This window comes from Streptomyces sp. NPDC104202, from assembly GCF_055584185.1.
Window position 1 is genome coordinate 17,561 of record NZ_JBVJMN010000087.1, and the last position, 9,483, is coordinate 27,043.

The following is a 9,483-nucleotide window of genomic DNA, read 5'->3' on the forward strand; positions in this document are numbered from 1 at the left end:
CGACGTCGGCGGCAGCACGCGACAGGCCGGACGGGCGGGAGTGGTCAGGCGCCGATGCCGACCGAGGAGACGTGGGCGTAGGCGTTGTAGTCGGAGTCGAGGTCGGAGATGACGTCGTCCCAGATCTCGTCGACGGTGTCGGCGTCCTGAGTGGCCCAGGCGTCGACGAGGTCGCCCCAGATGTAGCGGACGGTGATGGAGCGCTGCTGGAGGGTGGGGCGGGAGCGTTCGACGGGGACCTGGGTCTGGTCGACGGGGTAGATCTCCATACGGCGGCCGCGGCCGTCGTTGTCGAGGTGGCGCTTGAGCCAGCCCGATCGGATGAGGTTCTCCCGCCGGCGGTGCCAGTAGGCGCTGTCGATGCGTTCGCGGTTCGCGGCGGTCGGGGTGGACTTGCCGCGCATCCAGGAGCGGAGCGTGCGGGTGGTGACGCCCTGGTCCGTGAGGGCCGCGCGGCCGGCGGGGCTGTCGAGGTAGCGCAGCCGGGCGTTGAGCCCGCGCTTGGAGGTGACGGGCGAGGAGATGCCGGAGGAGTACACGATCCGGTTCAGCTCCAGGATCAGGGCCTCTCCGCCCTTCATCCCCCGGGAGTTGAACTTGCCGAACTCTCCCCAGCGGGACCACAGATCAGGCGAGCCGGCCATCAGCGCCTACCCCCGAGGACGTAGGTTCCCTTTTCCTTCACCTGGTTCAGGTCACGGCCCTCGGGGAAGACCGGGCGCCAGTCGCCGACGACGTGGAGTTCGTCGGTGCCGGAGATCTCCACGACCTGAAGTCCCGCCTTGTGGGCCTTGTGGGCCTTGTGGGCCTTCATCCAGAGGTTCGCGAATGCCTTGGCGCGGATGATGTGCATCCAGTCCGGGCGACGCAGGTCGCGGTTCGCACTGGATTCGCCGATGGTCGACACGAATTTAGAGTACATGGCCTTCACGTAGGCCACCGTGAGCTCGTCGCCGTTCTCCAGGGCGGTCTTACGGGATTCGGCGAGCGCTCGCCGCAGCTTCTCCAGCAGCGCTTCCGTCGCTCCGGAGACCAGGGAGCGGTGGATCACCGGGGCGTCGGCGAGCCCCTGGCGGGCGCAGTCGAGGAGCAGGCGCAGGGTCGACTCGCTCACCCACAGCTGCCCCGGCTCCATGCGGTTGCCCAGAGGGTTCGGGAGCGTGGCGTGGTCCCAGTCGGCGGGGGTGACGAGGTGGACACCGGCCCGCTTCGGGTCGTGGACGCCGCTGGTGTCCTCCTTCAGCTGCCCGATGGGCAACCACGTCTTCAGCGCGGAGAGATAGGCGGCGTTCATGTCGAGGGCGGTCACCTCGATCTTCTCGCCGCGTTTCGCCGCCGCGAAGAGTTCGGGATTCCGCCATTTCGGACGGCCTTCCCAGATCTCGTCCGCCCCCTTCTGGGACTTCTTCCGCAGGATTTCCTGCGTCGGGGGGAATTCCGAGTGTTCGTACCGGCCGCCCACCCGCGAGACCTTCAGAAGGGTCATCACATCGGGAATGGCCCTCTTGATCAGTTCGGCCTGTGCGGCCTGCGTGTCACCGGAACACTCCGCGAGAACGCCGTGCACGCGCTCCGTGATCTGCTCCACCAAGGAGGCGGAGGCGTAGGCGGGCGCGTGGCGCCGGGGGGCAGCGAGGGCCGGGGGGCCTCCCGATCGGCCGCAGCTTCCCGATCGGACACGGCCTCCCCGTCGGACGCGACCGCGGGCCCGACAGGCTTGGGGCCGGGCTCCGCGGCAACCGGGTCCGGCGCCACCACCCCGAGAGCGACGGGGGCCGATGTCGCAGCACCTGCCGCCGCCACGGCCTCCGCGCACTCCTCCGCACTCAAGTGCTGCGGAAAACCGTCGAGTTCCTCCAGCGCGGGCTGCCCGCACAACACACAGGGCCGCCCCGGGTCGGCGGCCGGAGCGTATGCCTCGCCCTCCGACTCGGCCTGGGCGACGGCCGCGTCTTCCGGAGCGGGCGCGGGCTCCGGAACGCCGATGGCGACGGAGGGCGACGGCGTTCCGGTCGGCTGGATACGGGCGAGGGAGCCGTGCAGCACACCGGCCGCGTGCGTGGGTCCGGCCATCAGGTCCAGGACGTGCATGCCGTAGTGCGCGGCGAGGAGGTCGACGTCCTCCAGCGACCAGTGCGCTCTGCCGCTCTGCTTCCGTGACACCTGCGCCTGAGACTGCCCCAGCGCCACGGCCAGGTCGTGCTGCCGCTCGCCCGCCCGCGCCATCAGGGCCGCGACCGTGAGCCTGAGGATCTCCTCCGTACCCATCACGTGCGCCAACCTAGCATCAGGAATGCGGATAACGCATACGGAAGGGTGGGGCGCACCGGAATGTCGCCGTCGGCGGATCCGGCACCTCACGGAAGCCGCGTCGGATCCGACACCTCGGTGCGCGTCCCCTTGCCTCAGGGCGACCTCACTGGCCGGGCGAACCCTGTGGGGCATCCGTGTCCGGCGCGGGGGAGTTCGGGCCCCGGAAGCGGCCGAACGTCTTCGTGAGGGCCTTCCAGGGCGAGGCGTCGTCCCTGGCGGTCGCCGGCGGTGCCGTCCGGGGGGCGGGGGTGCCGCCGGACGCCTCGGCGAGGGCTTCGAGGGCCGACTCGGCGGCCTCCCGGTACAGGTCGCAGGATGCGGTCATGGCTTCGAGCGCGTTGGCGTACCGGGTGACCATGGCCTTCGCGTGGACCAGCTCCTCGTCCGGCGTCAGCAGGTGCCAGCCTTGGCGCAGGCGCGCCAGGACCGGTTCGGCGTCGGCCGGCAGGGGCTGCGGCAGCGAGGCGAACTCGACGATCTTGTTCAGGAGTTCGGTGGGTTCCGTGCCGTCCAGGAAGACGTTGCGCACCGTGAAGCGCTCCGCGTCGTACTCCTGGGCCTGCGGTGTGCGGGGCAGGACGACGGCGCCGCCGCGCGGGATCCCCACACCGAGCTCGCGCTTCATGGCGAAGTCCGCGATCAGGGCCTGGTCGGGGGTGGCCCGGTGCTCGACCACGCGGTGCCGCAGGCTCGGGGGCAGGAACGCCGTGACGGGTCGGCGGCCGAGTGCGTCCGGCGTCATCGCCTCGTGCACCACGACGTGGATGAACCAGCTCTGCTTGGAGAGGGACCGCAGCAGGCGGCGCAGTTCGTCGTCCTCCTTCGGGAGGTGGCTCGCCTCCCTAAGGCGCACGTCTCCGGGCACCGCCTCGTGGTCCCAGGGGACCTGGTCGCTGTCGGGCCAGAACACGGTGGCCGGCGAGGGCCAGCCCGCCTCCCACGCCCGCTCGGCCTCGGCGGCGAGGACCCAGGCGACGCCCTCGCCCTTCGCGCGACGGGACTCGGGCTCGTACGTGGTCAGTTGCGCGCGCACGGTGACGTCGCCGGCCACGCGCCAGCGGGCCTCGAAGAGGCGGCGGGCGGACGGGCCGGGGTCGGCGGCCTCGTCCCGCGGGTACAGGTCGGTGGAGCGTGCCGCCTCGACGGGGTCCAGGTCCACGAAGTCGTCGATCACCCGGGCCGCCTTGAGGGCGAGCAGGTTGCGCCGGACGTCCCGCTCGGGCTCGGGCCCGACGTGACGCCCCCGCCCGATCCAGACGGTGTCGGGGACGGCGGTCGATGCAGTGCTGTTCTTGGCCATGAAACCGTTCCGTGGGCGAGCAGGGCCCGACCATTATGGTCCGCGGCCCGAGCAAGGGAAGCGTCACCCCGTCACCGCCTTCGCGGACCTCGCGCGGCCCGAACGTCACCACCCCGGCGACCACCGGGCTCGACACCCCTGCTCACCCCTGCGCGCGCCGTGCGCGGGCGAGGGCTCCGCTCCTGGGCCGACCCGCCGGCGTCCGGTCGGCGGCTGAACCGGCCTCAGCGGTCGGCGAGGGCCGGGGCGGGCAGCGACGGGCCCACGTGGGGGCAGCCGGTGCCGGGCCTGGCCGTGGGGATGCGCATGCGGCGGAGGAGGTCGCGGGTGGTGCGCAGGCGCAGCGTGCTGCGCCAGGCGACGCCGGGGTGGCGGGCGCGGAGGTGGGACAGGGCCCGGGTCCCCAGGCCGCTGCTGAGGAAGCGCGCGTCGATGGCGAGGGCGGTGATGACGCCGTGGGCGCAGTCGGCGCAGAGGCGGTAGTGGACCTGGCCGACGACCTGGCGGGCGTGGACGAGGAGCAGGCACTCCTCGCCCGGGCCCGCGTGGTCGGGGATGTGGGTGGACAGGAACTCGATGGTGCGGTAGGCGAGGAGCCGGCGGCGCAGTCGGCCGCGCGCCCGGCCCCGGCGCGAGTGTCTGGCGCCGCCCGGGTCGGGTGCCGACGCCCCGGAGTCGGTGGGGGCAGGGCCGAACAGCGTGCTCGTGGGACGCGCGTGTTGTCCGTGCATGAGCCCCTTGTGCCCGGAGCGGCCGGCAGTATCCGTCCCGATGCGTCGGCGTCCGGCCGGCCGCCGTGTCGCCGGCGCGGCGGAGGCGCCCGTTCGGCGTCGAGCCGCCGGGGACGGCTTCCTAGTCGTCGCGGTGGTCGCGGTCCTGCTGGGGGTACAGGGATTCGAGCCTGTTCCAGCACCGCTCGATGTGGTCCTCGGCCTCCCGGACGGGCGGCTGCGGGAACGACCCGTGCGGCTCGGTCGTGCGGTCGGGGGCGGGGCCCTCCGCGTCCGGTGGGGACGCTGACCGCCAGGGCGCGCGGTCGGCGCCCGAATCGTGTGCGCCGCGGGCCGCACGGTGCACGCGCCGCCTGACGAGCAGTGCGGCGGCGGTGAGAGCCGCGGCGGTGAGGGCGTGCAGTCCGTCGTGATCGGACAAGTCTTCCTCCCGTCTCTCGGGTGGGGAAACGCGTCGGCGCCGGCCCTCGACGAGGTCCCGGCGCCGCGCGCGGACGGTGCGGCCGGGCCACGGGGCTCCGGACGGCGTCCCGGTCCGGTGCCGGCGCCGACGGCTTCCGCCCGTCGGCGCCGTGCGCCCGGCCGGCCTGTCAAGCGAGGGCGGACGGCCTCACCGTCGCCTCCGGCCGCGCCGCACGAGCAGGAGGACGCCGAGGGCGGATGCCGCGAAGAGCAGGGGGGTCCGCTTCTCCCTGGCCTTGGTCACGACCGATCCGGCCTTCTCGCGGACCGGCTCCGGGGTCCTCTCGGCGGCGATGCGTCCGGCGCGCGTCGCGGTGTCGCGGACCTGTGCGGCGGCGTCGGCCGCCTTCTCCCGTACGGGCTCGGGGGTCTTGTCCTTGACCAGCCGTGCGGCGCGGGCCGTGCCCTCCCGGAGCGTGTCGGTGAGCTCGGCGGCCTTCTCGGCGGCCTGGTCCTTGGCGGCGAGCGCCTTGTCCTCGGCCTGGGCCGTCCTGGCCTCGGCGTCTGACAGGACGTCGGCCGCCCGCTCCTGGGCTCCGGACAGGACGTCGCCCGCCGTGTCCCGGGGCTGCGCGGTGGCTCCGGTGGCCTTCTCCTGCGCCTTGACGGCGGCCTTGGCCGTCAGGGCCTCCGCCGCCATGCCCAGGTCGTCATGGACGTGCTCGCCGCGCCGGCGGACTTCCTCGGGAGTGGGCGCCTCTTCCTTGCCGTTCTCGGAGGGAGTGTTCATCGGTGTGCTGCCTCCTTCTTCCTGTTGCGTCCCACGGTCACGTCCCGCCTACCCCGCGAGCGGACGCCCACCCACCGGGAGGGCCGGGCCCCGGGGGCCGGCTCCGCCTCACCGGGTGCCCGGCCGCCCGGCCGGCTCCGGCGAGTCCGTCGTGATCTCCGGCTCCAGGCCTTCGGCGGGGGTGGTGTGGGGGCGGCCGATGTCACCGCGCCATGCCTCGAAGGCGAGGGTGGTCGCGGTGACGACGGCCAGTCCCAGCAGGCAGCCTCCGACGACGTCGCTGACCCAGTGGACCCCGAGCGCGACGCGCGTGTAGCTCACGCCGAGCACGGCCACCACCGCGAGGATCCAGGGCACGGGCCGCCAGGCGCGCGGGACGAGCGGGAGCAGGACCAGCAGCAGGACGGCGCAGGAGGTGGTGGCCGTCATGGCGTGGCCGGAGGGGAAGGAGAAGCCGGGTGCGTGGGCGACGGGATCGGGGAGGTGCGGGCGGGCGCGCTCGACGACGTTCTTGACCAGCAAGCCCAGGAGCCCGCCGGCCGTCGCGGTGACGGCCGCCCAGGCGGCGAGCCGGTACGCCCGTCGCCGCAGGAGCCACACCACCACGCCGGCGACGAGGAGCCGCATGGTCAGCGGCCCCCAGGCGACGTGCGTGAGGAATTCGAGGACCCGTACCCAGGCCGGGTCGGCGAGGGCGGACCGGTGCAGCCGCTCGGCCACGTCCTGGTCGAGGCGGTGCAACGGGGCCCAGTGCGACTCCACCAGGACCAGGGCGAGGGAGAAGGGGACGGCCGCGAGGGCGGTGAGGGCCGTGCCGGCCAGCAGCCGGACGCCGAACCGCGTGTCGGGCCCGCCGTGGCCGGTCGCGAGCCGCCCGAGGCGGTGCCGCCAGGTGCGGTGTGAAGGCTCGGTCATGGTCCGTGCGGTTCCTTTCGGTGGGGCGGGTGAGGTGTCGTGGCCCGGTCGGCTCAGACGCCGGGGTCCTCGGTGACGGGTGTCGCCACCCCGGCTCGTACGGCTTCCAGCTGGGCGGCGAAGGAGAGGCCCAGGAACAGCGCGAGCGAGGTGAGGTAGGACCACAGGAGCAGTGCCATGAAGGCGCTCAGCGGCCCGTACACCGTGGTGAAGGAGCTCGCGGAGCCGACGTACAGGCTCAGGGCCCACGTGGCGCCCAGCCACAGCAGCAGGTGGACGGTGGCGCCGAAGGCGAGCCAGGTGTAGCCCGGTTGGGCGCGCCGGGGCGAGCGGCGGAAGACCACGCTGGTGGCGATCACCGCGAGCAGGATGCCCACGGGCCAGCGCAGGACGTCCCACGCGCGGGACGTGGCGGGCTCCAGGTGGTAGACCTCGATGAGGGCCCGGTTGAGGTCGGAGCCGAGGACGGTGACGCAGAAGCTGAGTCCGAGCGGCACGCCGGCCAGGACCGCCATGACCAGCCCCCGGGCGTACTTGTGGAGGAACGGCCGGTCGCGCTCCACGCCGTATATGCGGTTCGCGCCGCGCTCCACCTGGCACATGCCGGTGGTGACGTTCCCGACGGAGAAGAGCAGGACGAGCCAGAGGGCCGCCGCGCCGCCCTCCCCCGCGTGCTTCCGGCTCTCGCGCAGGGCGTCGTCCACCACGCCCTCGCTCGGTCCGCTGATCCGGCGGATCGTCAGTTCGGCGATGCGCCCGATGTCCTCGGTGTGCAGCACGCCGGACAGCCCGATGACGGCGATGGCCAGGGGAACGATCGCCAGGGCGGTCTGGAGGGCGAGGGCGCGGGAGTGGCTGAACCCGTCGGCGTAGCGGAACCGTACGAAGGAGTCCCGCAGGAGCGCCCAGCCCCCGTAGTGGCGGAGCGCCGCCCATGCCTCCTCGCCCGACAGGACGTCCCCCTGCAGCCGCAGTTCGGCCTCCACGGCCTCGACCTCACTGCGCTGCGGTACGCGCGTCGCGGTGCCCATGGGCTCCTCCTTCCGCTCGTGCCTGCGCGGGGACGTCCGCTCCCTCGGGGGTCGCGGTACGGGCGGGGACACGGGCCCGCTGCTCCGGAGCCGCGGCCGGTTCCGGGGCCTCTTCCCGGGCGGGGGCCTCCGTCTTCGCCAGGGCGTCCGCCCGCTTCGGGGTGCCGCCGCCGGCCGGGGCGAGGGCCCTCGCCGGGGCCGGCAGGCGGACCCGGAGCGCTCCCGGTTCGACCTCCGCCGTCAGCCGGGTACCCGCGGGGAAGACGTCGCCGTCCAGTTCGCGCGGCTGGGGGCGGGTGAAGTCCAGTTCGATCCGGCTCGCGCCGAAGTACTCCAGTGCGCCGTGGGCGAGAGACCGCTCCCCCGCTCCGGACGCGTGCTCCTCCGCCTCCGGCACCCGGCGTCGCCGTCCGCCCGGTACGCGCGAGGCGAGGTACCCGGCGGCGGCGAGCCAGCCGGTGACCCCCTGCGGGTCGAGCAGGACGACCTCCAGTCGGCCGCTGTCGGGCCGGGCTTCCGGGAGGAGCGGCAGGCCCCCCTGGAGGGTCCCGACGTTGCCGATGACGACCATGCGGGCCCGCCGCTCCAGCGGGGCGCCCCCGTCCAGCCGGATCGACAGCCGCATCCGGGTGTCCCCGAGGTGCTTCACGGCCGAGACGACGTACGCGGCCCAGCCCAGGCGTTCCTTGAGGCGTGCCGACGCGTCCTGGACCATGGCGGCGTCGAAGCCCGCGCCCGCCATGACCGCGAAGCGGGTCGGGGCGATCCCGTCGCCCTCGATCCGTCCCACGTCGAGTCCGGCCGTCCGTCCGTCGAGCGCTTCCCGCAGGGCGGCCACCGGCTCGTTGGGCAGCCGCAGGTTCCGGGCGAGGAGGTTGCCGGTGCCGCAGGGGACGATCGCCAGGGGGACGCCGGTGCCGGCCAGGACGTCCGCGCACGCGCGTACGGTGCCGTCGCCGCCGCAGACGACGACCAGGTCGGCGTCCGTCTCGGCGAGGCACGCGGCCAGGGCTCCGGAGGGGTCCTCGGCCGTCGTCGCGGTCCACCGCTGTTCCGCGTACCCGTGGTCGCGCAGCAGGTCCCGTACGCGGGCGGCGGTGTCGTCGCCACAGCCGTGGGGGTGGCGGACCACGACGGCCCGGCGTGCGGCGCGGGCGGACGGGTCCGGGGCGGGGGTCTCCGCCTCGTCCCGGCGGCGGGGCAGCAGGGCCGCCGCCACGAGGGCGAGCGTGCAGGCGCCGTTCAGGAGTCCCACCACCACGTCGGAGGGATGGTGCATGCCGCGGTAGACGCGGGAGGCCGCCACGAGCAGGGGGATCACGAGGAGCAGCCCCACCACGAGCCGGCGCCGGGCGCCGTGCAGACGCCGGGAGGCGAGGACGGCGAGCCCTCCGAAGAGGGCGACCGAGGCGCCGACGTGACCGGAGGGGAAGCTGGACGTCGGCGGCGCCGGGTCCAGGTGGGGCACGTCCGGGCGCTCCCGGTCCACGACGAGGGTGACCAGCAGGAAGACGGCGGACTGCGCGGCCACCGCCACGGCGAGGAACGCCGCCTCCCGCCAACGGGGCGCGTGGGGCGCCAGGAGCAGGGCGGCCACGCACAAGGCGGTGAGGGCGATCACGCTCCCCGTGGAGGCGAGCATCGACGCGCCGTCGGTGAGCGCGGTGGCGAGCGGGGTGCGGTGGCCGGCGAGGGCGCGGTTGACGCCGTCCTCCGCCGACAGCGGCCAGTGGTGTGCCAGTGGCCCGGTGAACAGCAGGCCCAGCGCGGCGACCGCGGCCGCCTGGACGGGCAGCAGCAGGAGCGGGAGGCCGGGTCTCGCTGCCTCGTGTGGGTTCGTCATTGACGCCGTGTTACCTGCACGGCGTCGGTCAAACGCCCCGAGGGGCGTCCGCCGGGCGTCGCGGCCTAGGGCCTGTCGTCACCATCCCCTCGTTGCCCGAAGGGCGGCCCTGCGGCGTCTGGTGCGTGCTCTCGGTGTGCCGGGTGGAAGTGCTCGTA

10 protein-coding genes are annotated in these 9,483 nt (G+C 74.1%); all 10 read right to left on the reverse strand.

The annotated features are described in order from the left end of the window. Positions 1–44: 44 nt before the first annotated feature. Entirely contained in the window at positions 45–644 is a 600-nt protein-coding gene (locus ACZ60W_RS34600; protein WP_469759377.1) for a hypothetical protein, read from the reverse strand. Beyond that, positions 644–1,486, reverse strand: a complete 843-nt coding sequence (locus ACZ60W_RS34605) for a dihydrolipoamide S-succinyltransferase (RefSeq protein WP_469759378.1) — start codon at positions 1,484–1,486, stop codon at positions 644–646. The genes ACZ60W_RS34600 and ACZ60W_RS34605 overlap by 1 nt, the downstream gene beginning before the upstream one ends. 23 nt (positions 1,487–1,509) lie before the next feature. Beyond that, the gene (locus tag ACZ60W_RS34610; protein ID WP_469759379.1) at positions 1,510–2,271 is read right to left on the reverse strand and encodes a helix-turn-helix domain-containing protein; all 762 of its coding nucleotides are present in this window, start codon (positions 2,269–2,271) and stop codon (positions 1,510–1,512) included. A gap of 145 nt (positions 2,272–2,416) precedes the next feature. Further along, positions 2,417–3,613 (reverse strand): hypothetical protein, encoded by a 1,197-nt coding sequence (locus tag ACZ60W_RS34615; RefSeq protein WP_469759380.1) that lies wholly within the window; start codon positions 3,611–3,613, stop codon positions 2,417–2,419. A 224-nt stretch (positions 3,614–3,837) separates the two neighbouring features. Continuing rightward, positions 3,838–4,344 (reverse strand): hypothetical protein, encoded by a 507-nt coding sequence (locus ACZ60W_RS34620; protein WP_469759381.1) that lies wholly within the window; start codon positions 4,342–4,344, stop codon positions 3,838–3,840. 121 nt (positions 4,345–4,465) lie between these two features. Beyond that, positions 4,466–4,765: a hypothetical protein gene (locus ACZ60W_RS34625; protein ID WP_469759382.1), complete on the reverse strand. Its 300-nt coding sequence runs from the start codon at positions 4,763–4,765 to the stop codon at positions 4,466–4,468. A gap of 189 nt (positions 4,766–4,954) precedes the next feature. After that, positions 4,955–5,536, reverse strand: a complete 582-nt coding sequence (locus ACZ60W_RS34630; RefSeq protein ID WP_469759383.1) for a hypothetical protein — start codon at positions 5,534–5,536, stop codon at positions 4,955–4,957. 108 nt (positions 5,537–5,644) lie between these two features. Continuing rightward, positions 5,645–6,451 (reverse strand): phosphatase PAP2 family protein, encoded by an 807-nt coding sequence (locus ACZ60W_RS34635; RefSeq protein WP_469759384.1) that lies wholly within the window; start codon positions 6,449–6,451, stop codon positions 5,645–5,647. Between the two features lie 53 nt (positions 6,452–6,504). Further along, positions 6,505–7,482, reverse strand: a complete 978-nt coding sequence (locus tag ACZ60W_RS34640) for a YihY/virulence factor BrkB family protein (protein ID WP_469759385.1) — start codon at positions 7,480–7,482, stop codon at positions 6,505–6,507. Beyond that, a complete protein-coding gene (locus ACZ60W_RS34645) occupies positions 7,448–9,325 on the reverse strand; it encodes a bifunctional phosphatase PAP2/diacylglycerol kinase family protein (protein ID WP_469759386.1) in 1,878 nt (625 codons plus the stop codon). The genes ACZ60W_RS34640 and ACZ60W_RS34645 overlap by 35 nt, the downstream gene beginning before the upstream one ends. Between the last annotated feature and the right edge of the window lie 158 nt (positions 9,326–9,483).

What these genes read in the sequence shown, in the direction of transcription:
- ACZ60W_RS34600 (WP_469759377.1), bottom strand. Translation starts at nt 644, where the DNA reads ATGGCCGGCTCGCCTGATCTGTGGTCCCGCTGGGGAGAGTTCGGCAAG.
- ACZ60W_RS34640 (WP_469759385.1), bottom strand. Translation starts at nt 7,482, where the DNA reads ATGGGCACCGCGACGCGCGTACCGCAGCGCAGTGAGGTCGAGGCCGTG.
- ACZ60W_RS34620 (WP_469759381.1), bottom strand. Translation starts at nt 4,344, where the DNA reads ATGCACGGACAACACGCGCGTCCCACGAGCACGCTGTTCGGCCCTGCC.
- ACZ60W_RS34615 (WP_469759380.1), bottom strand. Translation starts at nt 3,613, where the DNA reads ATGGCCAAGAACAGCACTGCATCGACCGCCGTCCCCGACACCGTCTGG.
- ACZ60W_RS34635 (WP_469759384.1), bottom strand. Translation starts at nt 6,451, where the DNA reads ATGACCGAGCCTTCACACCGCACCTGGCGGCACCGCCTCGGGCGGCTC.
- ACZ60W_RS34605 (WP_469759378.1), bottom strand. Translation starts at nt 1,486, where the DNA reads ATGACCCTTCTGAAGGTCTCGCGGGTGGGCGGCCGGTACGAACACTCG.
- ACZ60W_RS34630 (WP_469759383.1), bottom strand. Translation starts at nt 5,536, where the DNA reads ATGAACACTCCCTCCGAGAACGGCAAGGAAGAGGCGCCCACTCCCGAG.
- ACZ60W_RS34645 (WP_469759386.1), bottom strand. Translation starts at nt 9,325, where the DNA reads ATGACGAACCCACACGAGGCAGCGAGACCCGGCCTCCCGCTCCTGCTG.